At 54.0% G+C, this 23,871-nt stretch carries 28 protein-coding genes and 1 other RNA gene; 6 read left to right on the top strand and 23 right to left on the bottom strand.

The genetic code is table 11. From position 1 onward, the window contains the following. Window positions 1–9: 9 nt before the first annotated feature. The 5 genes from ACT3TC_RS01455 to rsmI all read right to left on the bottom strand — a co-directional run bounded on the left by ACT3TC_RS01455 (window position 10) and on the right by rsmI (window position 4,338). Window positions 10–1,719 (bottom strand): peptidoglycan D,D-transpeptidase FtsI family protein, encoded by a 1,710-nt coding sequence (locus tag ACT3TC_RS01455; RefSeq protein WP_444638873.1) that lies wholly within the window; start codon window positions 1,717–1,719, stop codon window positions 10–12. After that, window positions 1,716–2,051 carry a cell division protein FtsL gene (gene ftsL / locus ACT3TC_RS01450; protein ID WP_444638872.1) on the bottom strand — a complete coding sequence of 112 codons (336 nt, stop codon included), beginning with the start codon at window positions 2,049–2,051 and terminating at the stop codon, window positions 1,716–1,718. The genes ACT3TC_RS01455 and ftsL overlap by 4 nt, the downstream gene beginning before the upstream one ends. Before the next feature lie 2 nt (window positions 2,052–2,053). Beyond that, window positions 2,054–3,010 (bottom strand): 16S rRNA (cytosine(1402)-N(4))-methyltransferase RsmH, encoded by a 957-nt coding sequence (gene rsmH, locus ACT3TC_RS01445; protein ID WP_444638871.1) that lies wholly within the window; start codon window positions 3,008–3,010, stop codon window positions 2,054–2,056. A 64-nt stretch (window positions 3,011–3,074) separates the two neighbouring features. Then, an RNA gene (gene rnpB / locus ACT3TC_RS01440) (RNase P RNA component class A) lies at window positions 3,075–3,448 on the bottom strand. A gap of 32 nt (window positions 3,449–3,480) precedes the next feature. Next, the gene (rsmI, locus tag ACT3TC_RS01435) at window positions 3,481–4,338 is read right to left on the bottom strand and encodes a 16S rRNA (cytidine(1402)-2'-O)-methyltransferase (protein WP_444638870.1); all 858 of its coding nucleotides are present in this window, start codon (window positions 4,336–4,338) and stop codon (window positions 3,481–3,483) included. 111 nt (window positions 4,339–4,449) lie between these two features. On the opposite strand from rsmI, the gene ACT3TC_RS01430 reads away from it, so the two are divergent. Genes ACT3TC_RS01430 through ACT3TC_RS01415 form a run of 4 tightly spaced genes read left to right on the top strand, consistent with a single transcriptional unit; the run spans window position 4,450 to window position 7,555 of the window. Continuing rightward, window positions 4,450–5,940, top strand: coding sequence for a penicillin-binding protein activator (locus ACT3TC_RS01430; protein WP_444638869.1), 1,491 nt, complete (start codon window positions 4,450–4,452; stop codon window positions 5,938–5,940). Continuing rightward, window positions 5,940–6,311 (top strand): YraN family protein, encoded by a 372-nt coding sequence (locus tag ACT3TC_RS01425; protein WP_087109372.1) that lies wholly within the window; start codon window positions 5,940–5,942, stop codon window positions 6,309–6,311. The genes ACT3TC_RS01430 and ACT3TC_RS01425 overlap by 1 nt, the downstream gene beginning before the upstream one ends. 24 nt (window positions 6,312–6,335) lie before the next feature. After that, on the top strand, window positions 6,336–6,929 hold the full coding sequence (locus tag ACT3TC_RS01420; protein ID WP_172116335.1) for a phosphoheptose isomerase: 594 nt from the start codon (window positions 6,336–6,338) through the stop codon (window positions 6,927–6,929). A 53-nt stretch (window positions 6,930–6,982) separates the two neighbouring features. Beyond that, a complete protein-coding gene (locus ACT3TC_RS01415) occupies window positions 6,983–7,555 on the top strand; it encodes a BON domain-containing protein (protein ID WP_172116334.1) in 573 nt (190 codons plus the stop codon). Window positions 7,556–7,648: 93 nt separating this feature from the next. Here ACT3TC_RS01415 and ACT3TC_RS01410 read toward each other — a convergent pair whose 3' ends face one another. From ACT3TC_RS01410 to zapE, 8 genes are all read right to left on the bottom strand, one after another. Next, window positions 7,649–8,134 (bottom strand): ClpXP protease specificity-enhancing factor, encoded by a 486-nt coding sequence (locus ACT3TC_RS01410; RefSeq protein ID WP_193053794.1) that lies wholly within the window; start codon window positions 8,132–8,134, stop codon window positions 7,649–7,651. A gap of 62 nt (window positions 8,135–8,196) precedes the next feature. Continuing rightward, on the bottom strand, window positions 8,197–8,823 hold the full coding sequence (gene sspA / locus ACT3TC_RS01405; RefSeq protein WP_172116332.1) for a stringent starvation protein SspA: 627 nt from the start codon (window positions 8,821–8,823) through the stop codon (window positions 8,197–8,199). A gap of 148 nt (window positions 8,824–8,971) precedes the next feature. Then, a complete protein-coding gene (locus ACT3TC_RS01400; protein WP_444638867.1) occupies window positions 8,972–9,712 on the bottom strand; it encodes a cytochrome c1 in 741 nt (246 codons plus the stop codon). Then, window positions 9,712–10,962 carry a cytochrome b gene (locus tag ACT3TC_RS01395; RefSeq protein WP_444638865.1) on the bottom strand — a complete coding sequence of 417 codons (1,251 nt, stop codon included), beginning with the start codon at window positions 10,960–10,962 and terminating at the stop codon, window positions 9,712–9,714. The genes ACT3TC_RS01400 and ACT3TC_RS01395 overlap by 1 nt, the downstream gene beginning before the upstream one ends. After that, entirely contained in the window at window positions 10,962–11,561 is a 600-nt protein-coding gene (petA, locus tag ACT3TC_RS01390; protein ID WP_444638864.1) for a ubiquinol-cytochrome c reductase iron-sulfur subunit, read from the bottom strand. The genes ACT3TC_RS01395 and petA overlap by 1 nt, the downstream gene beginning before the upstream one ends. A gap of 235 nt (window positions 11,562–11,796) precedes the next feature. After that, the gene (rpsI, locus tag ACT3TC_RS01385) at window positions 11,797–12,186 is read right to left on the bottom strand and encodes a 30S ribosomal protein S9 (RefSeq protein ID WP_444621412.1); all 390 of its coding nucleotides are present in this window, start codon (window positions 12,184–12,186) and stop codon (window positions 11,797–11,799) included. Window positions 12,187–12,199: 13 nt separating this feature from the next. Further along, window positions 12,200–12,628, bottom strand: coding sequence for a 50S ribosomal protein L13 (gene rplM / locus ACT3TC_RS01380; RefSeq protein ID WP_172116327.1), 429 nt, complete (start codon window positions 12,626–12,628; stop codon window positions 12,200–12,202). Window positions 12,629–12,813: 185 nt separating this feature from the next. Further along, window positions 12,814–13,995: a cell division protein ZapE gene (zapE, locus tag ACT3TC_RS01375; RefSeq protein WP_444638863.1), complete on the bottom strand. Its 1,182-nt coding sequence runs from the start codon at window positions 13,993–13,995 to the stop codon at window positions 12,814–12,816. A gap of 201 nt (window positions 13,996–14,196) precedes the next feature. On the opposite strand from zapE, the gene ACT3TC_RS01370 reads away from it, so the two are divergent. Next, entirely contained in the window at window positions 14,197–14,661 is a 465-nt protein-coding gene (locus ACT3TC_RS01370; RefSeq protein WP_444638861.1) for a ZapG family protein, read from the top strand. 57 nt (window positions 14,662–14,718) lie between these two features. Here ACT3TC_RS01370 and ACT3TC_RS01365 read toward each other — a convergent pair whose 3' ends face one another. After that, window positions 14,719–15,480 (bottom strand): Nif3-like dinuclear metal center hexameric protein, encoded by a 762-nt coding sequence (locus ACT3TC_RS01365; RefSeq protein ID WP_172116324.1) that lies wholly within the window; start codon window positions 15,478–15,480, stop codon window positions 14,719–14,721. 138 nt (window positions 15,481–15,618) lie between these two features. On the opposite strand from ACT3TC_RS01365, the gene ACT3TC_RS01360 reads away from it, so the two are divergent. Next, entirely contained in the window at window positions 15,619–16,863 is a 1,245-nt protein-coding gene (locus tag ACT3TC_RS01360; protein ID WP_444638860.1) for a Do family serine endopeptidase, read from the top strand. An 18-nt stretch (window positions 16,864–16,881) separates the two neighbouring features. On the opposite strand, the gene hisD is transcribed toward ACT3TC_RS01360, so the two are convergent. From hisD to ACT3TC_RS01315, 9 genes are all read right to left on the bottom strand, one after another. After that, window positions 16,882–18,213, bottom strand: coding sequence for a histidinol dehydrogenase (gene hisD, locus ACT3TC_RS01355; protein WP_444638859.1), 1,332 nt, complete (start codon window positions 18,211–18,213; stop codon window positions 16,882–16,884). 12 nt (window positions 18,214–18,225) lie between these two features. Next, window positions 18,226–18,879: an ATP phosphoribosyltransferase gene (hisG, locus tag ACT3TC_RS01350; RefSeq protein WP_444638858.1), complete on the bottom strand. Its 654-nt coding sequence runs from the start codon at window positions 18,877–18,879 to the stop codon at window positions 18,226–18,228. A gap of 28 nt (window positions 18,880–18,907) precedes the next feature. Then, a complete protein-coding gene (gene murA / locus ACT3TC_RS01345) occupies window positions 18,908–20,170 on the bottom strand; it encodes a UDP-N-acetylglucosamine 1-carboxyvinyltransferase (protein WP_172116321.1) in 1,263 nt (420 codons plus the stop codon). Window positions 20,171–20,180: 10 nt separating this feature from the next. Further along, window positions 20,181–20,432, bottom strand: coding sequence for a BolA family protein (locus tag ACT3TC_RS01340; protein ID WP_444630089.1), 252 nt, complete (start codon window positions 20,430–20,432; stop codon window positions 20,181–20,183). A gap of 96 nt (window positions 20,433–20,528) precedes the next feature. Beyond that, the gene (locus ACT3TC_RS01335) at window positions 20,529–20,861 is read right to left on the bottom strand and encodes an STAS domain-containing protein (protein WP_441677039.1); all 333 of its coding nucleotides are present in this window, start codon (window positions 20,859–20,861) and stop codon (window positions 20,529–20,531) included. Further along, window positions 20,858–21,514 carry an MlaC/ttg2D family ABC transporter substrate-binding protein gene (locus ACT3TC_RS01330; RefSeq protein WP_444638857.1) on the bottom strand — a complete coding sequence of 219 codons (657 nt, stop codon included), beginning with the start codon at window positions 21,512–21,514 and terminating at the stop codon, window positions 20,858–20,860. Before ACT3TC_RS01330 ends, ACT3TC_RS01335 begins: the two co-directional genes overlap by 4 nt. A 26-nt stretch (window positions 21,515–21,540) precedes the next feature. Further along, window positions 21,541–22,005: an outer membrane lipid asymmetry maintenance protein MlaD gene (gene mlaD, locus ACT3TC_RS01325; RefSeq protein ID WP_444638856.1), complete on the bottom strand. Its 465-nt coding sequence runs from the start codon at window positions 22,003–22,005 to the stop codon at window positions 21,541–21,543. Between the two features lie 16 nt (window positions 22,006–22,021). Continuing rightward, window positions 22,022–22,822, bottom strand: coding sequence for a lipid asymmetry maintenance ABC transporter permease subunit MlaE (gene mlaE, locus ACT3TC_RS01320; RefSeq protein WP_172116316.1), 801 nt, complete (start codon window positions 22,820–22,822; stop codon window positions 22,022–22,024). Continuing rightward, complete coding sequence (locus ACT3TC_RS01315) at window positions 22,822–23,643, bottom strand: ABC transporter ATP-binding protein (protein WP_172116315.1); 822 nt, start codon at window positions 23,641–23,643, stop codon at window positions 22,822–22,824. The genes mlaE and ACT3TC_RS01315 overlap by 1 nt, the downstream gene beginning before the upstream one ends. Window positions 23,644–23,871: the final 228 nt, after the last annotated feature.

Raw genomic sequence — 23,871 nt, 5'->3', positions numbered from 1 at the left:
TAGCCATTCTTACTCGTCAACTTCATGGTCTGGCGGTACGTCCAACAAGCGCAATGCGTTGCCTGTCACGCTTGAAAAGACCGGAGCGGCCACTGCACCGCCATAAAATTCACCCGCTTTAGGGTGATCAATCATCACCACGGTCACAATACGCGGGTCGGAAATAGGCGCAATGCCTGCAAATACGCTGCGATAAGCATCCGTGGTATAGCCGCCCTGCCCCGACTTACGCACAGTCCCGGTTTTGCCTCCCACACGATAACCTTCAACGCGTGCGCGCCGACCACCGGTATAGGCGGCAACGGATGTCTCCAGAATATTCAGCAAATCATTGGCGACGGCGGGCTCAATGGCAGGCAGTCCTTGGGGCGGTTCAGAAAGGCGCAACAATGAAGGCGGTAAGCGCATGCCACCATTAGCCAGTGCGGTATAAGCACTGGCTAATTGAACAGCCGAGACAGACAGGCCATAGCCGTAAGAGAGCGCTGCCCGCTCACTACGCGACCAGCGCACCGGGGCCGGAAGACTACCCGTTGACTCCCCTGGAAAACCCGTCCCTGGGGATTGCCCCAACCCTAGCTGGTTATATTTTTCCCACATAGCCGTATCGCTTAACTGCAACGTTAAACGGGACATACCCACGTTGGATGAGTGCTCCAAAATACCGGCAAGCGTCAACTCGCCATAATCGCGAAAGTCACGAATGGTAAATTGATCGAGACGCATCCAGCCAGGCGACGTATTCACAACCGCATCGCGATCAACAATGCCGCTTTCAAGAATGGCAGCCATGGCCAGCGGTTTCATAACAGAGCCTGGCTCAAATACATCAACCAGCGCCTGGTTACGCAACCCACGGGGATCAAGCCCGGCACGATTATTAGGGTTATAAGAAGGCAGGTTAGCCATCGCCAACACCTCACCGGTGCGGGCATCCATAGTGACAAGCACGCCACCATCCGCTTCATGCTCAGCCACCGCCGCTCGAAGCTCCCGGTACGCCATATATTGAATGCGCTGATCAATTGAAAGCACCAAGTCGCCGCCTGGCTGCGCTTCACGTATGACGCCTAGCTCGCGCACCAAACGCCCACGTCGGTCTTTAATGACGCGGCGCTGGCCAGGATGACCGGCCAGGAAAGGCTGATAAGAGAGTTCCAACCCCTCCTGCCCCCTATCATCTACATTGGTCACGCCAAGTATCTGTGCGGCGACCTCGCCAGCAGGGTAGTAACGCTTGTGCTCGCGCTGGGGATACACGCCGGGTGTGCGTAAATCCAGAATCCGCTGGGCCGCTTGTGGCGTCATCTGGCGGCGAAGGTACATAAACTCACGGCTGCTATAAAGTTCAACCCGCGCCTCAAAGTCATCCGGCGACATGCCTAGCGCCTGCGCCAGCATTACGCGCTGAATACCATCTTCGGGTAGCTCTTGAGGATTGGCCCACAGCGTAACAACCGGTGTTGAGATCGCGAGCGGCTCGCCGTTTCGATCCGTGATCATGCCACGGTGCGCAGGGATCGCTTCATGGCGAAGTGTTCGCGCATCTCCTTGGCTCTGTAGAAAGGGTCGGTCAATCACCTGTAGCAGTGTGATGCGCCCAATAAGGATGCATGCCACTACGCAAAATACGATCAATATAAAGTAAAAACGACCGCTACCTAACGGGGGGGCAACAGGTAGGTGGCGGGGCATCCCTCCCCGACGTTCGCCTCTCATGGTCGTATCACCTCAACATCGTGCACATCAGGAATACGCATATCCAGGCGCTCCGTCGAAATTTGCTCAATACGAGCGGGTGTCGACCAAGCGCCCTCTTCCAAAAGCAACTGCCCCCATTCGGTCTGCAACTGATTTTTCTCCTGCCCAAGCTGTTGCAACTGAGCATACTGAACGCGCGTTAAATGAGTAACAACAACGGTAGCTAAGCCACTAACAATGCAGGCAAAAAAAAGCAGGCAAATAACCAGCGGCCACGTGCGAACACGTAGTTTAAAGGGCCATTCGGTGCGTAGCGTTGAGCTCCAACGCTCAATCCGATCCATGCTCATGGTTATACTCGTTTTCGGGCAGCCCGCATAACGGCGCTGCGCGCACGTGGATTGCCGACTACCTCTTCATCACTAGGGCGTACGCCTTTGCCCAACGCTTCAAGACGGCGATTTAACTGATCATCTCGGATAGGCATACCACGCGGTAGATGCGAATCGCCACGCACATAATGACGTATAAAGCGTTTTACACGGCGATCTTCCAGCGAGTGGAAACTGATAACCACAAGATGACCACCGGGCGCTAGCGCTTCAAGGGCTGCGTCTAAGGCAGCATCAAGTTGATCTAGTTCACCATTTAGATAAATTCGTAACCCTTGAAATGCTTTGGTCGCAGGGTGCCGCCCCTTTTCCCAAGCAGGATGGGCTTTTTTTAGCACCTCGGCCAGGTCGACCGTATGCGTAAACGGCGTTTCGACACGCCGCTCGACCACTGCACGGGCCAAGCGCTTTGCATAGCGCTCTTCACCGTAGGCTTTAAACACGTGAGCGATATCCGCCTCTTTAGCACGTGCTAAAAATGTGGCTGCACTTTCGCCTTGCGTCGGGTCCATACGCATATCCAGCGGACCATTGCGCATAAAGCTAAACCCACGCTCAGGGTCATCCAACTGCGGAGAAGAAACACCTATATCCAACAACACGCCAGACAGCTTGCCAAACACACCCTGCTCACGCGCATAGTCAGCCAGGTGGGCGAATTCACGCTGGGTAATTTGAAAACGCGCATCATCGATTTCAGCGGCAGCAGCAATAGCCTGGGGATCGCGGTCCATGCCCATCAAGCGCCCTTGGTCGCCAAGGCGAGACAGGATTAACCGTGAATGACCGCCACGACCGAAGGTACCATCTAAATAAATACCGTCAGGAGTATGTACAAGGGTATCAACCGCCCCTTCCAGTAATACGCTGGTATGGCGAAAGGGTGAAACAACCTGGTCAGCGTCAGGAGAAGGCATGTTACTCTCACACAAATCTCATAGAAAAATAAAAGGGGCTCGCTACTGCGGGCCCCTTATGGAAATGGGGAGTCGGCCGATAAGCCGGGTTCTGTCGTGGACAGTCATTCCTCTAGGCACTGCGTCACCACAGCGCTCAAGCAACCTACCCGGACCCAGCGCGGGCCACGCCTTTGGGTCCCTATTTGGTCTTGCTCCGAGTGGGGTTTACCATGCCACGCACTGTTGCCAGGCGCGCGGTGCGCTCTTACCGCACCCTTTCACCCTTACCGGCCCTTTGAGGTTTATTTCAAGAGGCTTAGGCGGTCTACTCTCTGCTGCACTTTCCGTCGGCTTACGCCGCCCAGGCGTTACCTGGCACTCTGCCCTATGGAGCCCGGACTTTCCTCCCCCAGCCCATCAAAAAGATGGGCTAGCGGCGACTGTCTGGCCAACTCCGGCGGCAAGCATACCAGCGCCCTCGCTTCGCCTCAATGCTCAGTTTTAATTGCCTGCAACCTTGCATACCACTCTTGTTTGCGACCGCCCAGCATTCGAGCCACTATCGCTGCTCCTTGCTTGACACCTACGCCCTCATCCAGCAGCACTTTCATCAACGCATCTGCACCAATATTCTGATGTTCGCTTTGAGTGACGGGCGGGGCGCCTGCCACCATCACCACAAACTCGCCTCTTGCCTGGTTAGGATCTTCTGTTAGCTGCGCCAGCAGGGCTTCCGGAGTGCCCTGAAGAAAGGTCTCAAACGTTTTAGTCAACTCCCTGGCCAATACCACGCTACGTTCAGGCATTTGGTCACGCAGCGCCTCTAGGGTATGCACAATGCGGTGTGGGGATTCGTAAAACACCAGCGTTTCTTCCCGAGCTTGCCACTGCTCCAGCGCCTGGCGGCGCGGGCCTGGCTTGGCGGGTAAAAAACCGCAAAACGTAAAGCGATCAGTCGGCAGACCCGCCCCAGAAAGCGCCGTTACAAAGGCACAAGGCCCGGGCAGCGCCACCACATGACGGCCACGCACGCGCAGCTCTCTCACCAGCACAAACCCTGGGTCACAAATAAGCGGCGTTCCAGCATCACTAATCAATGCGATGCTTTCACCTGCCTCCAGATAAGCATCCAGGGTATCCACTCGGCGCGCCTCATTATGTTCATGAAGCGACAGCATGGGTGTACTAACCCCCAAATGCGCCAATAAGCGGGCGCTATGACGCGTATCCTCTGCCGCTATGCGCGATACTTCCGCTAATACCCGAGCTGCACGCGGCGATAAATCGTCCAAATTCCCAATTGGGGTGGCAACCACGTACAATGTGCCCGGATTGTGGTGTGTCATCGTGACTCCCGATTTGTTAATGGCTTGCTCTGACGGTGCGCTATGCTTGTGCTATGCCAACCTACCCACTGACATGCGGCGACAGCGCAAATGAAAACTAAGGAAGGATACATGAAACAGTCTCTGCGTGGCGTACTCGCCACAGGCCTCTTGGCACTTCTTATGACTGGCTGTGCGGTGCAATCGCCCAGCGTAGTCGACCGCGCGGACGATCAGGAAGCGGGCCGTTTGCTCAATCAGGCAGAACAGCAGGCCCCGGATCAAGCGGCTAAAACTCGTCTCGAAGCAGCCACCATTTTTGCCCAACAAGGGCAGCGGCAACGTGCTTTTGAGACAGCCGATGCGCTTGAGGAAGTCAGGCTTTCAGACACGGATCGCGTTCGCTGGGCACTGCTTTTCTCTGAATTAGCGCGCGGCATGGATGATCCACGCGCTGTGCTGCGTGCCACACAAGTGCTCAACGACGACCTACCCATTCAGGATGATCAACGCGAAACGCTGACAGAGCGCCAGCGCTGGGCGCGTACCGCGCTTGATGAACCCGATATGGAACAACTGACACTACCAAGCCTTGAGGGTCAGGACATAAGCCGCATCATTGTGGCCCTGCCCGAATCTGGCCCGCTTAGCGGCGTCGCCAATACGCTATCGACCGCCATGCGTCGCCATCACGAGATTCGCGGTGACAATGTACATCTCAGCTTCATCGACGCATCACAATATTCGATGGATGAGATTTATAGCCGTGCAGGACAGATGAACGCGCAGCTGATTATCGGCCCCCTCGCCAAAGACGAGGTTAGCCAACTCGAACAACGCAATAGCGTACCGCTTCCCACCCTTGCGCTGAACTATGGAAGCGGCGAACAGAACCGTGCCGCGGGTCTTTTCCAGTACGGTCTTTCCGCTGAAGATGAGGCCCACCAGGCAGCACGCCGCGCATACCAGGACGGACATCGCCAGATGTCGGTAATGGTGCCGGATAATGACTGGGGACGCCGAGTCGGCGAAGCATTCTGGAATGAGTTTCACGGCCAGGGTGGCGAAGTGACGACGGCGGTACGCTATAACCCGAACAGCGCGGTCACCAATGCCGTACAAACCGCCTTAAACGTGAGTGGCGAACGTGCCCAACTGGGCAATATTGATGCCTTGTTCCTACTGGCCTTGCCTGACTACGCTCGCCAAGTCCCGCCCACCATGGATTACTACTACGCGCCCAACCTGCCTATTTACGCTACCTCCCACCTGCATGAAGGGCACTTACAAGCGCGTCGTGACCAAGACCTTGACGACGTCATGTTTATGGATATTCCATGGCAAATTCCTGACGCCGCTGTCGGTGGTGAAGAAGTACTTCCGTTCTACCCTACCTACCAGCGCTTGAGCGAAGAGTCTGACGCTTCCATGTTCCGCCTAATGGCCATGGGCGTAGATGCCTATGAAATTGCGACCGAGCTTTCAGACATTTCAGCGCTAAATGGCCTACGTGGCAGCACAGGAACGCTCTACCTGACGGGCGACGGCCGCATATATCGCGAACTGCCGTGGGCGAAGTTTCAAAACGGTGTCCCGGCGCCCATCTTAATCCCTGGGCAATAATGGCAAATAACGCCCAAACCGCCCGTAAACGCGGCGCAGCCATTGAGCAGTTAGCTGCTCAATGGCTGCAGCAAAGGGGTCTTACCCTCGTTACCCAAAATCATCACGTAAAGGGTGGCGAGCTTGACCTGGTGATGCGCGACGGTGACACACTGGTGTTTGTTGAAGTAAAGCACCGGGTGACTACGCGATACGGACACCCTCTGGAAACCATCACGCCGACAAAAAGAAAGCGCCTAATTCGGGCCGCTCAGCTATATCTTGGCAATTTCGGCCTTACATCGCCTTGCCGCTTTGATATTCTTGCCATTACGGGCGCTCCGCCCACTCTCGAGTTCCACTGGGAGAAAGCGGCTTTTGATGCCTACTAATTCCATTTTAACCAGGAAGCCCTAATGGACTTTCAATCGCGCATTCTTAACCACTTTAACGCCAGCATAGACACCAAAACCTATGCGAGCGAAGTACTCCCCCCCTTTATCGAAGTCGCCAGTCAAATGATGGTTCAGTGCCTGGTTAATGAGGGAAAAATTCTGGCATGCGGTAATGGAGGCAGTGCGGGCGACAGCCAACACTTCTCTTCTGAACTGCTCAATCGGTTTGAGCGGGAACGGCCAAGCTTGCCTGCCCTTGCGTTAACCACCGATACATCAACGTTGACATCCATTGCCAACGACTACAGCTATAACGAAGTATTTTCCAAACAGATACGCGCCCTGGGGCAGCCAGGCGACGTATTGCTGGCGATCTCTACCAGCGGTAATTCGGCTAATGTCGTGCAGGCGATCCAGGCAGCTCACGACCGTGAAATGACGGTTGTAGCATTAACCGGGCGAGACGGTGGCAACATGGCTTCCTTGCTGGGTCAGGATGATTGCGAGATTCGCGTCCCTGCCACATCAACAGCAAGAATCCAGGAGATTCACCTACTGGTCATTCACTGTTTATGTGACCTTATTGATGAACAGTTATTCGGCAGCGCTGACTAACGGGGCAGTACCCTACCACTCATCATTTTCATTAAGATAAGGAGTCATCCAACATGGCCCTGCGCTTTTTCTCTCGTCCGTTATTAGTTGCGACACTAGTAGCTGCTGCTCTGATCAGCGGCTGCGCCACGCACAGTGCTTCCAACCCCTCTAACTATGGGCAGCTCAGCAAGGACGTTAAAGCGGTCGATGCGACCATTGAGCGCGAATCCAAGCGTGCGCTGGACCAGGCCGATGCTCGACTGGCCGATGCCCGCATTCGTACGCACAGCTATAACGGTACATTATTATTGGTAGGCCAGGTCCCCAGCGAAGAACTACGCACGAAAGCGGGTAATGTTGTGCAAAACCTGCGTGGCGTTAATCAGGTGCACAATGAGCTCACCATTGCGGGCAATCTGCCCGCCACCCAGCGCCTAACCGACACATGGATAACGACCAACGTTGTAAGCACACTCGCCACCAACGACCGCATCGACTCCTCCAAGATCAAAGTGACCACTGAAAATGCCAATGTTTACTTGATGGGCTCGGTCTCCCACGAAGAGTCTGATCGAATCGTTGCTGCGACCTCTTCAGTTGGCGGTATTCAGCGCATTGTCAAAGTATTCGAATACATTGATTAACCGGCTCTTGGGCCTATAAAAAAACCTCGCATAGTCACTATGCGAGGTTTTTTATGGCCTGACCTTTTATAGCCTGGCCAGATAGCACTGGCGCTATTTTACGACGCGCAGCGTTGGCTTCTTCTTGGACGTCGAAGACGTTGAGGACGCTTCAGAAGCATCTTCAAGGTTGCCGCCAGAAACAGGCTCCGTCACCGTCAATTCAGGCTTGGAAGGTGAGTCAGGCGCCTCATCAAACTGCTCCTCTTCATCCCCTTCTTCAGCAAGCTCAGGCTCGTGACCAAACACCATGCCCACACCATTTTCACGGGCATAAATAGCAATCAGCGCAGGAATGGGCACCATCACCTGCATGGGCTGACCGCCAAAACGTGCGTTAAAGCCAATTGCCTGATTCTCCATAAACAAATCACGCACGGCTGTTGGCGCCACGTTCAACACAATCTGACCATTCTGTACAAACTGGCGCGGCACTTCGACCCCGGCCTGCGTCGCATCAACGACCAGGTAAGGGGTTAGTTCATTATCCAGCAACCACTCATAGAGCGCTCGGGCGAGATAGGGGCGACTCGATTTCATAAGACTCCCTCCTCCTGACAAGTAAGACCCCAGCCCTTACCGGGCGATGGGGCCATGTAAATTCAAGTACGCATCTCTTTTTCGCGCTCACTCAAAGATGCTTTGAACGCTTCCCGCTCAAACACTCGCGACATGTAGCTTAAAAGTGGCTTAACCTGCTTTTCAGGCAGCTCAATATTAAGATCTGGCAAACGCCACAAGATCGGCGCGAGACAGCAGTCCACCAGAGTGAACTCTTCGCTCATAAAGAAAGGCATATCTTCAAAGATCGGTGAAATACCAATCAGGCTTTCACGCAGCTCTTTACGCGCCTTGTCCGCCTCTTTCTTCCCACCGCTACGGATCTGGTCGACCTTGGGGCACCACTCTCGCTCAATGCGGTGCATCCAAAGACGGCTCTGCGCACGGGCCACAGGGTAAACTGGGAGTAACGGTGGATGCGGGAAACGCTCATCCAAATACTCCATCATGACTTTTGACTCATAGAGCACTAAATCACGATCCAACAACGTGGGCACACTGTTGTACGGGTTGAGGTCTGCTAAATCTTCGGGCGGCTGCTCTTCGTTAACATCAACAACATCAACGGCCACCCCCTTCTCAGCCAGAACAATGCGCACACGATGACTAAAATGATCATCACTACCTGAGTAAAAAATCATCGACGACCGCTTGGCCACAACACCCATGAAAGCATCCTCGCATTAAAACAATTATGGATAATAACACGCCAGAGCCACCTTATGGTAAGGCAGCCTGTTTTGGGTTACCGCTTAACAACAACGCAACCGCCATGTGATTTACACGATGGCTTAACTCTATTTTTAGCATTCGACGCTAACGGATATCTTTCCAGTACTCACGCTTCAGCAAGTAAGCAAATACGCTAAAAATAAATATAAAAAACAAAACTTTAGGACCAATACTCTGCGCCTTCAGCCTAGAAGGCTCGCCAACATAGGCTAAAAAATTGGTAATATCGTATACGGCTTTTTCAAACGCTTCGGGCGATAGCTCTCCAGGCGCCGCCACGCTTAATTGCTGACACCGCCCGCCACCTAGTGCTAAAGGCCGAGCCTGACGACAGTCGAGCTCTTGCACACCTTGAAGAGGCTCAAGCACATTCGGCATTGCCACCGACTCATAGACCGTATTATTGACGCCTGTAGGGCGCGCGGGATCTCTGTAGAACCCCAACAGAAAGCTGTACACCCAATCGACCCCACGCACACGTGTCGTTAGGGATAAATCTGGCGGTGCAGCGCCCCACCATTGCGCGGCATCGTCGTCGCTTAGCGCATTATGCATAGCGTCGTTAAATGAAAGACCTGATGAGAACATAACACTATCTTTCATCAACGCCTCAGGAATACCCAGGTCGTCCGCAGTGCGCGAAAATCGCTGATAACTCAGCGTATGACACCCAAGACAGTAGTTAACATAAAGCTTGAGACCATTTTGCAGAGACGCTCTATCCTGCAAGTCGGGCGACATTGAAGTCACGTTACGTGCTTCTTCTTGCGCCGTAGCCGTCATCGGCAATAGCCATAAAAACAGAGCCATTACGTATTTTTTCATTAGCCAGTCACCCTTTTCGGCACGGGCCTGGTTTTTTCCAACCGGGTATAGAGCGGCATCAATAAAAAATACGCAAAGTACAGCACGGTAAATAGTTGCGCCAATCGTGTCCGAACAGGGGTAGACGGCAATACACCCAACACGCCTAACGCGACAAAGCTTGCAACAAACACGACCAGCATCAGCTTCGACATCCAGCCTTTATAGCGCATGGATCGCACCGGGCTACGGTCCAACCACGGCAAAACAAACAGCACTGCAATAGCACCACCCATAAAAACAACGCCCAAAAAGCGAGCATCCAGACCCAACAGCGAGAAGTTCACTCCCCGTAAAATGGCATAGAAAGGCGTGAAGTACCAAACAGGCGCAATATGGTCGGGCGTATTAAGCGGATCAGCCGGCGCAAAGTTCGGCTGCTCAATAAAAAAACCGCCGCCTTCCGGGAAGTAAAACACAACGCCACAAAAAACGAAGAGAAAGATGGCCACGCCAACCAGATCTTTAACGGTATAGTAGGGATGAAAGGGAATACCATCTACCGGCTTGCCCGCAGCGTCTTTCAACGCGTTAATTTCAATACCATCAGGATTATTCGACCCCACCTCATGCAGCGCGACAATGTGCAGCACCACCAGCCCAAGAATCACCAGCGGCAGTGCAATGACATGCAGCGCGAAAAAACGATTCAAGGTAGCCCCTGACACCACATAATCGCCGCGCACCCACTCGGCAAGCCCGGGGCCGATACCTGGAATAGCTGAAAAAAATGAGGTAATTACCTGCGCTCCCCAATAGGACATTTGCCCCCACGGCAGCAAATATCCCATAAACGCTTCGGCCATCAGAATCAAATACAGCGCCATACCGAACACCCACACAAGCTCACGCGGCGCTTTATAAGAACCGTACAAAAGCCCCCTAAACATGTGCAGATAAACAACAATAAACAGAGCGGATGCGCCCGTTGTATGGAGATAACGAATCAACCAGCCCCACTCAACGTCGCGCATTATATATTCGATGGACGCAAACGCCTCTTCAGGAGAAGGACGATAGCTCATGGTCAACCAGATACCGGTCAACAGCTGATTGACCAGCACCAGTAGCGCAAGCGATCCAAAGACGTACCAGATATTAAGATTTTTAGGTACGTAGTAGTTGGCCAGATGGTCGCGCCATAGCCTGCTTACTGGAAACCGAGCATCCAGCCAGCCCAGCAAACCGCCCGACTTCTCGCGCACCGCCATCAAACAGCCTCCTTATCTTCGCCCACCACGATAATAGTATCGTTCAGATAATGATAAGGGGGCACTTCTAGATTCGTCGGTGCAGGCATACCGGTATATACGCGCCCCGCCAAATCAAAACGCGAACCGTGGCACGGGCAAAAAAAACCACCTGACCAGTCATCATCACTATCGGCCTGTGCGTCTGGCTCAGGCCGATACAGCGGCGAACAGCCAAAATGCGTGCAGAGGCCAATCAACACCCCCACTTCCGGCTTAATCGAGCGAAGCGCTCCTTGCACATAGACAGGTTGCTGAGGGTGATTTGAATCAGGGTCTGCCAAGCGCTCTGTCGCCACGATTTCAGTGCGCGCTATCATTTCAGGCGTTCGGCGAATGATCCATACGGGCCTGCCCCGCCACTCAACGGTCATACGCTGACCAGGCTGCAGCTTGGATATATCCGCTTGAACCGGCGCACCCGCCGCTCGCGCCCTCGCACTGGGTTGCCACGATGCCACAAAGGGAACGGCCACGCCGACCATGCCTACTGCTCCTATAACGGAGGTAGCGCCAATAAGGAAACGTCGTCGACCTTTATTGATGCCGTGCTCTGCCATGCAAGGCTTCTCCCATTAACGTGATACGTGGCCACCCGATACATAAAAGAACGAATCTGCGAAATACTATACGATAAATAGAGGGATATCTTTGACAGCCGTCATGCTGCTCCAGGACCGCCAAAATAACTTGATGCTAATATAATTTGATACTAATGCATTATGATTTTTGATTTTACAATAAAAAACGCCCAGGCCGATGGCCTGGGCGTTTTGCCGCATAAGCGTTGAAAAATTAACGCTTGGAGAACTGCGGACGACGACGTGCTTTACGCAGGCCGACTTTCTTACGCTCAACTTGACGCGCATCACGCGTTACGTAGCCAGCGGCACGCAGCGTAGGACGCAGGTCTTCGTTATAGCTCATCAGGGCACGAGTAATGCCGTGACGGATAGCGCCAGCCTGAGAAGAACCACCGCCACCAGCGACAGTGACAAAAATGTCGAACTGGCTCAGGGTTTCAGTCAATTCCAGCGGTTGACGAACCACCATACGACCAGTAACACGACCGAAATACAGGTCGAGTTCTTGGTTGTTAACGGTGATTTTGCCAGAGCCCGGCTTCATAAACACGCGAGCGGTGGAAGTCTTGCGGCGCCCGGTACCGTAATACTGCTGTGTCATGGCGAAGATTTCCTCAGATGTTCAGTTCAAGCGGCTGCTGGGCAGCATGCGGATGCTCGGCACCGGCGTACACTTTTAACTTGGTATACATGGCACGACCCAACGGACCTTTCGGCAACATGCCTTTAACGGCAAACTCAATGATGCGCTCGGGCGCATGATCAAGCATTTTGTCGAATGTCATGGTGCGCAGGCCGCCCGGGTAACCGGTGTGGCGATAATAGGTCTTAGCCTTCGCCTTGTTGCCAGTCACTTGGACTTTCTCAGCGTTGATGACAACGATGTAGTCGCCAGTATCAACGTGAGGAGTAAATTCGGGCTTATGCTTGCCACGCAGGCGGCGAGCAATCTCGGTTGCCAGACGACCGAGCGTTTTGTCCGTAGCGTCGACAACATACCAGTCGCGCTGGACGGACTGCGGCTTAGCACTGAACGTCTTCATGGATGAAATCACCAGATTAAGTGTATTGGGTGGCTAACACCGTCAAGCGGTGAAGCACCTTCCCTATTTTTTTTGGTTGCCAAGCTTAGCCTGACAACATGTAGCGAGGCGGCATTCTACAGTATGGCACGGGACAAGTTAAGCCCTAATCGTGGCTTTTCTTAACGACTGGGCCATAAACCTCATCACGGCTTATGGGGCAGCGCCAAATATTCACGCGACTGCATTTCCTGAAGGCGCGACAGCGTACGCTGAAACTCAAAGGTTAGCTTACCGTCACTATAAAGCTCTTCTACCGGCACCTCTGCTGACATTAATAGCTTTACCCCGCGATCATAAAACTCATCGACCATATTGATAAAGCGGCGCGCCTGATCGTCATGCCTGGCTTCCATCCGCTTCACATTCGACACAAGCACCGTATTGAAGCTACGCGCTATTTCAATATAGTCATTCTGGCTACGCGGCCCATCACAGAGCTCCAGGAATTCAAACCACGCCACATTTTCATGCAGCCTGCGCGCTTTCAGCACCCGATGATTGATTTCCAACGGCGCATCCGTCTCACCCTCGTGACCAGCAATCTCGCGAAAGCTACGCGTAAGCTCCAGCTCGGCCGCCTCATCCAGCGGTGAGTGAAATATCTCCGCGCGCTCCAAGGCGCGCAGCCGGTAGTCGACCCCGGAATCAACATTGACTATTTCACAGTGACGCTTGACCAGATCGATGGCAGGGAGAAAGCGCGCCCGCTGCAGGCCATCCTTGTACAGGTCATCCGGCACGATGTTGGAAGTAGCGACTAGCACAACACCCCGCTCGAACAGCGCCTCAAGCAGGTTGGCCAGAATCATGGCATCCGTAATATCCTTGACGAAGAACTCATCAAAGCAGATAACCCGAGCCTCTGAGGCAAATTTACCAGCAATCAGCGTGAGAGGATTCTTCTCACCCTTATAGTGGGTTAACTCGTTATGCACCCGCTGCATGAAACGATGAAAATGGGTGCGCATCTTTTCAGGAAAGGGCAGCGACTCAAAAAAATTATCAACCAGATAGGTTTTACCACGCCCTACACCGCCCCAAAAATAGAGGCCTTGCACTTGGGGCAACGTCGGCTCGTTTGACGATGAGGCTTTACCGAACAGGCCCTTCATTTTGGCCTTCAAGCCGCCATGTGCCAGTACGGCCTTGGAAACCGTGGTGGGCGTCGCCATTAGGTCGTCATAAAGGCGCTGCAAATGCTCAACCGCTAACTCCTGCGCCGCATCATGCTGAAAGTCCTCGCGCCGTAGATCTGCACGATAGCGCTCCATGGGCGTTGGCCGAGATGACGAACCTGCCTTTTGGTTTGCAGAAGTAGCTGACATTTACTCGCTCCAATGCGTATTACGACGGCCCTCTAAATCCGACCAGCCGCCTTCAAAAAGCTGGGATTATACGCTGCACATCGTCTAAGCGCATGGTTGGATTGACCTAACCTGCCAATCGACGCCTATAATGAGGCTTGATCCGTTCGCAAACCGTCCACTCAAGCGTGACGGGGCGCTCCAAGTATCAGGGAGAAAACTGTGGAAGCAAGCTCGCCTTATACCTTTGCCATCATTGGCATTATTATTGGCTTCATCCTCGGCTTGGGATGCTATCGGCTGTTTAGTAAAGGAGAGCGTCATAACGCGTCTTTACGCCAAACAGTGCTGGAACGAGAACATCAAATCGCCGAGCTTAAAAAAGGCATGGGAGGCCATTTAGAGGGTGTCTTCGAGCATTTGAAGTGCATTCTCGCCGAGGCCGACCAGCTTGAGCAGAAAATCATCGAGGATGCACAGCAGTGGCATTTGGGCAGCAACACGCCTGCGGCCATCAAAGAGCGACAGCAACCAGCGCAGCATCAAGCCGCCACACCCACAGGGCCTGATTCGGAGGGTAGCCTGGCCACCCCCCGTGACTATGCGGATGGTAAAAATGGCACGCTGGCAGAAAACTTTGGCTTAAAAGGCGATAACGCCGATACGCCCCAACCGCCTCGCTATTAAGCCTGCACCTCACGCCATCGCCCGTTACCGGTGATTTTCAACCCCGTCGTCAAAAGGTCAGGCGGGGTTATCGATATCGACAAAGCGGTGCTCAATATCGTACTCATCGGCCAGCCACTCCCCCAGCGCCTGCACGCCATAGCGCTCGGTTGCATGATGACCCGCGGCAATGTAGTGAATGCCCAGCTCGCGCGCCAAATGGGTAGTACGTTCAGAAATCTCACCTGACACAAACACCTGTGCACCTGCTTCAAAAGCAGCTGTAATCATGTCTTGCGCGCCCCCTGTACACCAGGCGATCCGCTCAATATCCCCCATGTTCGGCGCCTCAATCACCAAAGGCGCACGTTGCAAGACATTCGCCATTTGTTCTGCCAACGCGGTCACGCTTTGTGCTTGAGCCAAGCGCCCCGACCACAAAAACCCCTCTCCCAACTCACCATCCAGACAACCCTCTACCCGCCAGCCCAATCGCCTGGCAAGCTCTGCGTTATTCCCCATCTCGCTATGGGCATCAAGCGGAAGATGATAGGCAAGCAAATTGATATCGTGGTTAATCAGCGTTTTTATACGCTGATGCTTCATGCCTGTAATGGCCACTGGCTCATTTTTCCAGAAGTAGCCGTGGTGAACCAACAGCATGTCGGCCTGCCAAGCGACTGCTTCCTCCAGCAACGCCTGGCACGCAGTGACCCCACTCATTACGCGCTTAATATCCGGCCGCCCAGCGATTTGCAGGCCATTGATCGTAAAGTCCTTAAACGTTGAAGCACGCAGCTGATGGTCGCAAGCAGCTACGATTTGATCGCGATGAGTCACAAGGGCTCCTTTAATGATTCGTCGACTATCATGAGGATGAGCATCAGAAAGTGTTACCATAATGCCATAGTAAAACCCGCTTCGTGTGATCGCGAACCTCACGTTTGACAAGACCACTACCCGCTGAGGAATTTTTGCATGCACCGCTTTGTGCTGCCTTATTTATGGCCTATTTTGACCGGGGTATTATTAGCTGCCCTGCTACTGTTTGCATTCCCGGACACGCTGCCCAATCCCTTTACCAACGCGCCCTCCACGACATCACAAGCACCCACCTCCCCTCTGGTGAATGTCAGCGACGAGGTTAGCAGCCGCCCGGCCCCCGAAACTCGCCAGGCCGCTCCGCTTTCGCGTGACCAAGGGCCTGCCAGCTATTCAAGCGCGGTCAGCCAGGCAGCGCCTGCCGTCGTTAATATCTACTCATCGCGTATTGTCGAGCGCGATCAACACCCGCTGATGTCTGACCCTTTTTTCCAGCAGTTTTTCAGCGGTGACGATGCGACAACCCACCAGCGCATGCTATCCAGCCTCGGCTCAGGGGTTATTATCAGTCACGATGGCTACGTACTAACCAACCATCACGTGATAAATGGCGCTGATGAGATTCAGGTGGCACTGCGTGATGGGCGTGAGACACTCGCCGAGGTCATTGGCACCGATCCCGAAAGCGACCTCGCCGTATTGCATATCGACCTTGAGGATCTTCCGGTCATTGAAATAGCCGACTCAGCGGATGTGGCCGTTGGGGATGTTGCGCTGGCCATCGGCAATCCATTTGGTGTAGGGCAAACCGTTACCATGGGCATCATCAGCGCGACCGGCCGTAATCATTTAGGCTTAAATGCCTATGAAGACTTTATTCAAACGGACGCGGCAATTAATCCGGGTAACTCAGGCGGCGCACTGATCAACCCCGACGGCGCCCTGGTGGGCATCAACACAGCGATTTTCTCACGCTCCGGCGGCTCGCAAGGCATCGGCTTTGCGATCCCGGCCAACCTGGCGCACAGCGTTCTGGATGAGCTAGTGACTCAGGGGCGGGTTATACGTGGCTGGCTGGGAATTGAAGCGCAAGCGCTGTCACGCGAACTCGCTGCCTCGTTTGGGCTACGTACACCTCAAGGGGTTATTGTTGCGGGTGTGACGAGCGGAGGCCCAGCAGACAAGGCAGGGCTAGAGCCTGGCGACATCCTGTTCTCGGTTAACGGCCAAACCGTGCTGGACGCTCGCGCTACGATGAGCAATATTGCCTCTATCCCCCCCGGCACAACGCTGCCTATCACCATTGTTCGTGGCGGCGAGCGCATCGATATCTCGCTTGAAGTGGGCGAGCGCCCGCTGATTCCCAACGCACCATTGGGCGAGCGACCTAAAGAATCCTAGCACTCGCCCGCAGGCTAATTACGGCTTAACCCGATACTCCGCTGACCGCGCATGCGCGGTCAGCGACTCTCCGCGAGCCAATACTGACGCGACCTCGCCCAATGCTGATGCCCCCTCACGCGAGCAGTGAATAATGGAGGAGCGCTTCTGGAAGTCGTAAACCCCTAAGGGAGATGAGAAGCGCGCCGTACCGGACGTGGGCAGAACATGGTTTGGGCCTGCGCAGTAATCCCCTAGCGCTTCTGCCGTGTAACGCCCCATAAAGATCGCACCGGCATGACGTACGTCAGCAAGCCAAGTGTCCGGTGCATCGACAGAAAGCTCAAGATGCTCGGGCGCGATACGGTTAATAATATCAACCGCCTCAGCCTTGCTCTGACAAAGCACCAACGCCCCCCGCCGACTCAGCGATTCACGCACGATTGATTCGCGATCAAGCGTGGGCAACAAACGCTCAATAGAGGCGGACACCGCATCCAGGTGTTCACTATCCCAACTGACCAGAATCGCCTGAGCATCTTCGTCATGCTCCGCCTGTGAAAACAGGTCCATGGCCAGCCAGTCCGGGTCGGTCTGCCCGTCGGAGACCACTAAAATCTCGGAAGGCCCCGCAATCATGTCGATACCGACCTGACCGAATACTGCCCGCTTAGCCGTCGCGACATAAATATTGCCGGGCCCAACAATCTTGTCCACTCTCGGCACGGTTTCTGTGCCGTATGCCATCGCAGCGATAGCCTGAGCGCCACCAATAGTGAAGACGTCATCGACCCCCGCCAAATGCGCCGCCGCCAATACCAACTCATTGACCACGCCGTCAGGAGTAGGAACGACCATCACAATTTCGCGCACGCCCGCCACATGGGCAGGAATCGCGTTCATCAATACAGAAGAAGGATAAGCCGCCTTGCCCCCCGGGACATAAATACCCGCGCGATCAAGCGCCGTAACCTGCTGCCCCAGCACCGTGCCATCAGCCTCTTCATACTGCCAAGAGGTTGGCTTTTGCCGCTCATGATAGAGCCGAATACGCTCGGCGGCGCTGGCTAACGCATCGCGCTGCACTGCGGGCAAGTTTTCGAAAGCGTGCTTTAGCTGCTCGGGTTTTAAACGCAGTTCGTCCATGCGTTCAACCGAAAGCCGATCAAAACGATTGGTCGCTTCAATAACCGCTGCGTCGCCGCGCTTTTTAACATCCGCCAGAATTTCATCAACCCGTGCTTTTACCGCCGTATCCGAGACCCCCTCCCAATCCAACAGCGTATCAAGGTGGTCATCGAACGAGGCATCAAGCGTTGAAAGCCGGGCGATCATGGGCGTGGAGCCAACCGCTGAAGACATAGTGCTCATAAAGACCCCGCGTTATGTGGAAGGCTGTGCTTGGCGTTTTTTCACGGCGCACTCCAAGCGCGCCAAAAGCGGCTTGATACGCTCATGTTTCATGGTCATGGCGGCCTTATTCACGACCAGGCGTGTGCTGATATGAGCAATTAACTCACGTGGCTCCATGCCATTGGCACGCAGCGTATTGCCCGTATCGACAATATCAACAATTTCATCGGCCAGATTCATTAAAGGCGCTAATTCCATTGCCCCATAAAGCTTAATGACTTCGGCTTGAATACCCTGTTCGGCATAGTAGCGCCTGGCAATATTCACAAACTTGGTAGCTACGCGCCGACGCGCATGAGCAGGCCGCTCCCCTGTCACCCCGGCGGTCATCAGCTTACAGCGAGCAATATCCAGGTCCAGCGGCTCATAAAGACCTTCAGCACCATGCTCCAATAAAACATCTTTCCCCGCGATACCTAGATCAGCTGCGCCCAGCTGTACATAGGTCGGCACATCGGTGGCACGAATAACCACCAGTTTTACATCGGGCAGGTTGGTATCAAACAACAGCTTACGGCTCTTGCCCAAATCTTCTGCCGGTGTAACACCGGCATCAGCGAGTAACGGCAGCGTCTCATCCAAAATACGCCCTTTGGAAAGGGCTAAAATTAGTTGCTTACTCATTATAATGGCCAATGGTTAATAGCATGGCTTAGCCAGGAATACGGCGAATACGTGCACCCAGCAGCTGCAATTTCTCTTCGATACACTCGTAGCCACGATCAATATGGTAGATACGGTCAACCAGCGTTTCGCCTTCCGCCATCATGGCGGCAATCACCAGCGACGCGGAAGCACGCAGATCAGTGGCCATCACAGGCGCGCCTGAAAGCTTTTCAACACCGTTAATTAATGCGGTGTTACCTTCAAGGGCTATGTCCGCCCCCATGCGGTTAAGCTCTTGCACGTGCATGAAGCGGTTTTCGAAGATGGTTTCCACTACGCGTGAATGGCCAATGGCGACGGCGTTCATGGCCACAAACTGGGCCTGCATATCGGTAGGGAACGCCGGGTACGGCGCGGTGCGGATATTAACGGCCTTGGGCCTTTTACCGTGCATATCCAGCGCGATCCAGTCATCACCACTGGTAATCTCGGCGCCCGCTTCTTCAAGCTTGGCAAGCACGGCTTCCAAAATGTCCGCACGGGTGCGCTTTACTTTCACCCGCCCACCGGTCATGGCGGCTGCCACCAGGAAGGTGCCGGTCTCAATACGGTCGGGCATAACATCGTGGTGACAGCCATGCAGCTTCTCGACACCTTCAATCACAATGGTGTCAGTGCCGTGGCCACGAATATTGGCGCCCATTTTGATCAAGCATTCGGCCAGATCAACAATTTCTGGTTCACGCGCCGCATTCTCAAGGACAGTCTTACCCTCGGCAAGGGTGGCGGCCATCAACAGATTCTCAGTGCCAGTTACCGTGACCGTATCGAAGAAAATAGTCGCGCCTTTCAAGCGACCATCAACGCGAGCACGGATATACCCGGCTTCAACCCGAATGTCCGCCCCCATGGCCTCCAGGCCACGGATGTGCAGATCAACAGGCCGAGAACCGATGGCACACCCGCCGGGCAGCGACACATCTGCTTCACCGAAGTGGGCAAGCAAGGGGCCTAGCACCAGAATGGAGGCACGCATTTTCTTCACTAACTCATAAGGAGCGTGACAGTGCGTGACTTGAGAGCCATCCAACTGAATAGTGAGCCGTTCACCCATGACAGGTTCAACGCCCATACGGCCCAACAACTCAAGCGTCGTGGTAATATCCTGAAGATGTGGCAGGTTGCCGACAACCACCGGGCCATCGGCCAAAAGGGTGGCACATAAGATAGGCAGAGCCGCGTTTTTGGCGCCGCTTACCCAGACCTCACCATCCACCGACCCATTGCCGGTAATAATTAACTTATCCATGCAGGCGCCGTTATTGAGCGTTTTCCGACGCAGTGGACCACTGCGCCGGAGTGAACGTTTTAATACTGATGGCGTGTAAAGCGCCCGAGGCAATTTCATCACTTAATGCGGCGTAAACCAGCTGTTGGCGCTTAACCGGAGAGAGGCCTTCAAAGGCGTCACCCACCGCAATCACCTGAAAATTACAGCCTTCGCCCTGGATATGAAAGTCACATCCGTCGATACGGGATTCAAGCAGTGCTTTTACCTCATTGGGTTGCATGAGACAGGAAACTCCTTCAGGTCGATGTGAATAGTACTAATAAGGCAACATAATAAAGAAAAGCGACACGCTTGGCGATGCCAAGGGTGCCTCCCCCTAACGGGCGAGGGTTGGCGGATGAATAAGGGATTCAATTTCTGAAAGAAGCGCTAAGCGTTCAAGGGGCGCTGAAAGGGTCACCGCATTGACGGTAATGCTGCGCGACTGGCAGGTACGCATCCATTCAAACAGCACGCTTATAACCGCACTACTGGCTTTATGGACGCCATTAAAATCAAACGTAACATCACGTTGCTCTGTCGCCTGGAGCCATTTTTTACCCGCGGCGGCAAGCTCTGCCGCCGCGTCCATGCCAACATCGCCCGTAACGCACAATGTATTTTGCGAAGCCTCGAGGCTTAGCTGGGGCAGTGACAGTAAACGTGTCACGCATCGCCCCCCTGCTCCAGCTCGTCGACACCAATTTCAGGTGCCCAGCCACGAATAACCGCATCATAATCACGATTGTTTTCACGCATTGCTTGGTCAAACTGGTTGCGGAACGTCAGGCCCAGGTTAATACCGTTAACAATCACGTTCACTACGCGCCATTCACCGTCAGACAGGCGCAGGCTATAGCTCACCGGATAGACCTGTCCGTTATTGGCCACCACTTCCATATCGACACTTGCCTGGTCTTCGTAACGCTGACCGCGCTGATTATTCAACACCCGCAGCTCACGATAATCGAACGTTACCAAGCCACGTGCATACGTATCAATCAAGGTCTGGCGAAACACGTTTGCAAAGCGACTGCGCTGCTCCGGGGTCGCGTTACGAAAGTAGCTTCCCATCACGCTGGCACCGATATAGCGAAAGTCCGCCACGCCTTCAAGGCTAGTGTCGACCAACGCTTCAAGCTCACCCATATGATTGGCGTAATACTCCCTCTTGCCCTCGATCTCTCCCATCAGAGCATTGACGTTTTCCCGAACCATCGCTTCAGGCGACTGGGTTTGCGCATGCGCCTGAAGCGGTAAGACCAGTACCAACATCATGAACGCAAAAAGCCAGCGCATCGGCGTCAGTGTCGTGTTTCGCATTACATTCACCTCTACTAATAGAATGTTTAATTACTCGCCATATTGGATACAAATTGCTGGATTAGTTCTTCAAGCACCAGCGCAGACTGGGTGTCACGAATGGTATCGCCATCTTCAAGCACTTCAGGGGCGCCACCCACGCTTAAGCCAATATACTGCTCGCCCAACAGGCCGGAGGTTAAAATGGCGGCTGTTGTGTCTTCGGAGAGCTGCCCTTCCAAGTCCTTATCCAGGCGTAGCGTGACCCGAGCGTCAAACCAGTCGGTATCTAAATCAATCGACTCCACGCGCCCAACGGTCACGCCCGCCATGGTGACTCTAGAGCGCGGCTTTAATCCGCCAATATTGGAGAAATTGGCGTCAAGGTGAAACGTTTCAGAAGAGCTAGCAAGGCTTAAACCACTGACGCGCAGGCCCAGAAAAATCAGCCCAACAATCCCCGCCAGCATAAATAGACCCACGCCAAATTCCATTGTTTTACTGCGTTTCATGAAACCACTCCACCTATTAAAGGCCGCCGAACATTACGGCGGTTAATACAAAATCAAGCCCCAATACTGCAAGCGATGAATAAACGACGGTGCGCGTTGTGGCCCGCGAAATCCCTTCAGACGTCGGCATTAAGTCATAGCCTTGAAACACCGCGATCCAGGTAACAACGACGGCAAAGACAAGACTCTTGATGATGCCGTTACCTACATCGCCGATAAACGATACGCTGGCCTGCATGTTGCTCCAGTAAGAGCCTTCAAAAACGCCAAGCCACTCCACACCGACCAGGTAGCCACCCCAAATACCCACGACGCTAAAGCCAACCGTTAGAATGGGCAGCGAAACGAACCCAGCCCAGAGCCTGGGCGCAATAATTCTACGCAGTGGGTCTACGCCAATCATTTCCATACTGGTTAGCTGCTCGGTAGCTTTCATTAAGCCAATCTCAGCGGTGAGTGCCGACCCTGCCCGCCCGGCGAACAGCAGCGCAGCGACAACCGGCGCCAATTCCCGCAGCAAGGAAAGCGCAACCATTTGCCCTAACGCCTGCTCCGCGCCAAAGTCGACCAAAATAGTGTAGCCCTGCAGCGCCAGCACCATGCCAATAAAAAGTCCCGATACGATCACAATCGCCAGCGAGAGCACGCCCACAAAATGCATTTGACGCAGCCAGAGGCTCCACCCTTCACGAGACGGCACGCCGACCGCTGACTGGCCAAGAAATAGCCCGGCACGGCCCAGCGCTTCCATTACATCGCACCCTTTACGCCCCAAACGGGCGATATAGCCGATGCCTTGTTCAAATTTCGACTGCATTACCCTGCCCTTGTCGCGGTAACGGGGCCAAGAATATCGCTGTACAGCGTCTCGGCGGGATAGTGAAATGGCACCGGACCGTCTGGCTCGCCATGCACGAACTGGCTAACGCGTGGGTCCTGATTGGCATTCAGCGTTTGCGGTGTACCCTCAGCGACGACCTGACCATCAGCGAGAAGATAGAGATAATCGGCGATGCTTAGTGTCTCTTTAATATCGTGAGAAACCACCACCGAGGTAAGCGCTAGTGCCTGGTTAAGCCGTTTAATCAACTGCACCAGCACGCCCATGGAAATAGGATCCTGCCCGACAAAAGGCTCATCATACAAAATGAGCTCCGGGTCTAACGCTATTGCCCGAGCCAGCGCCACGCGCCTGGCCATACCGCCCGAAAGTTCTGCAGGCGTTAGATGACGAGCCCCGCGCAGCCCCACCGCTTGAAGCTTTAGCAATACCAGATCTCGAATCATGGCATCGGGCAGGTCGGTATGGACGCGCAAGGGAAACGCGACGTTCTCGAACACATCCAGGTCAGAAAACAGAGCGCCGCTTTGAAACAGCATGCCCATACGTTTACGCAATGCAAACAGCGCTTTTCGCGACAGCCGATGAACGTCCTGGCCATCGACGATAATACGTCCACGATCCGGCGTTAGCTGACCACCAATGAGTTTTAGCAAGGTTGTCTTGCCGGTACCGCTAGGCCCCATAATGGCGGTGACGTTACCCTGAGGAATAATCATGCTGATTCCACGAAAGATCTCATGGCTCCCACGTGAAAAATGCACGTCTTCAATTTCGATGAAGGGAACGTCTGTCATGGGTTCGTTGACTCCCATTGTTACTTAATAGTAGCGGGTGCGTTTATCGGTTGGATATTCTACCGTTTAAAAACAGCGTTTTCTAAATATTCTCGAACATCAAGCTTGGCTTCAATGGCACTTATGGCAAGACGTGCGTTCCAACCCACCCTAAAAACCCGTTAAAGCGCTATGCTTATAGATGCCCACAAAATGGTATTCTTGTCAGTTAATCGCACTACGTTTGCA

The organism is Halomonas sp. AOP27-A1-41, from assembly GCF_052378605.1.
Lineage (GTDB): Bacteria > Pseudomonadota > Gammaproteobacteria > Pseudomonadales > Halomonadaceae > Vreelandella > Vreelandella citrativorans.
Note: the sequence above shows the minus strand (reverse complement) of the source record. Positions and strands in the feature narration are given on the sequence as shown.

Coding starts and splice junctions, on each gene's coding strand:
- ACT3TC_RS01455 (WP_444638873.1), bottom strand. CDS start 1,719: ATGAGAGGCGAACGTCGGGGAGGGATGCCCCGCCACCTACCTGTTGCC.
- ftsL (WP_444638872.1), bottom strand. CDS start 2,051: ATGAGCATGGATCGGATTGAGCGTTGGAGCTCAACGCTACGCACCGAA.
- rsmH (WP_444638871.1), bottom strand. CDS start 3,010: ATGCCTTCTCCTGACGCTGACCAGGTTGTTTCACCCTTTCGCCATACC.
- rsmI (WP_444638870.1), bottom strand. CDS start 4,338: ATGACACACCACAATCCGGGCACATTGTACGTGGTTGCCACCCCAATT.
- ACT3TC_RS01430 (WP_444638869.1), top strand. CDS start 4,450: ATGAAACAGTCTCTGCGTGGCGTACTCGCCACAGGCCTCTTGGCACTT.
- ACT3TC_RS01425 (WP_087109372.1), top strand. CDS start 5,940: ATGGCAAATAACGCCCAAACCGCCCGTAAACGCGGCGCAGCCATTGAG.
- ACT3TC_RS01420 (WP_172116335.1), top strand. CDS start 6,336: ATGGACTTTCAATCGCGCATTCTTAACCACTTTAACGCCAGCATAGAC.
- ACT3TC_RS01415 (WP_172116334.1), top strand. CDS start 6,983: ATGGCCCTGCGCTTTTTCTCTCGTCCGTTATTAGTTGCGACACTAGTA.
- ACT3TC_RS01410 (WP_193053794.1), bottom strand. CDS start 8,134: ATGAAATCGAGTCGCCCCTATCTCGCCCGAGCGCTCTATGAGTGGTTG.
- sspA (WP_172116332.1), bottom strand. CDS start 8,823: ATGGGTGTTGTGGCCAAGCGGTCGTCGATGATTTTTTACTCAGGTAGT.
- ACT3TC_RS01400 (WP_444638867.1), bottom strand. CDS start 9,712: ATGAAAAAATACGTAATGGCTCTGTTTTTATGGCTATTGCCGATGACG.
- ACT3TC_RS01395 (WP_444638865.1), bottom strand. CDS start 10,962: ATGGCGGTGCGCGAGAAGTCGGGCGGTTTGCTGGGCTGGCTGGATGCT.
- petA (WP_444638864.1), bottom strand. CDS start 11,561: ATGGCAGAGCACGGCATCAATAAAGGTCGACGACGTTTCCTTATTGGC.
- rpsI (WP_444621412.1), bottom strand. CDS start 12,186: ATGACACAGCAGTATTACGGTACCGGGCGCCGCAAGACTTCCACCGCT.
- rplM (WP_172116327.1), bottom strand. CDS start 12,628: ATGAAGACGTTCAGTGCTAAGCCGCAGTCCGTCCAGCGCGACTGGTAT.
- zapE (WP_444638863.1), bottom strand. CDS start 13,995: ATGTCAGCTACTTCTGCAAACCAAAAGGCAGGTTCGTCATCTCGGCCA.
- ACT3TC_RS01360 (WP_444638860.1), top strand. CDS start 15,619: ATGCACCGCTTTGTGCTGCCTTATTTATGGCCTATTTTGACCGGGGTA.
- hisD (WP_444638859.1), bottom strand. CDS start 18,213: ATGAGCACTATGTCTTCAGCGGTTGGCTCCACGCCCATGATCGCCCGG.
- hisG (WP_444638858.1), bottom strand. CDS start 18,879: ATGAGTAAGCAACTAATTTTAGCCCTTTCCAAAGGGCGTATTTTGGAT.
- murA (WP_172116321.1), bottom strand. CDS start 20,170: ATGGATAAGTTAATTATTACCGGCAATGGGTCGGTGGATGGTGAGGTC.
- ACT3TC_RS01340 (WP_444630089.1), bottom strand. CDS start 20,432: ATGCAACCCAATGAGGTAAAAGCACTGCTTGAATCCCGTATCGACGGA.
- ACT3TC_RS01330 (WP_444638857.1), bottom strand. CDS start 21,514: ATGCGAAACACGACACTGACGCCGATGCGCTGGCTTTTTGCGTTCATG.
- mlaD (WP_444638856.1), bottom strand. CDS start 22,005: ATGAAACGCAGTAAAACAATGGAATTTGGCGTGGGTCTATTTATGCTG.
- mlaE (WP_172116316.1), bottom strand. CDS start 22,822: ATGCAGTCGAAATTTGAACAAGGCATCGGCTATATCGCCCGTTTGGGG.
- ACT3TC_RS01315 (WP_172116315.1), bottom strand. CDS start 23,643: ATGACAGACGTTCCCTTCATCGAAATTGAAGACGTGCATTTTTCACGT.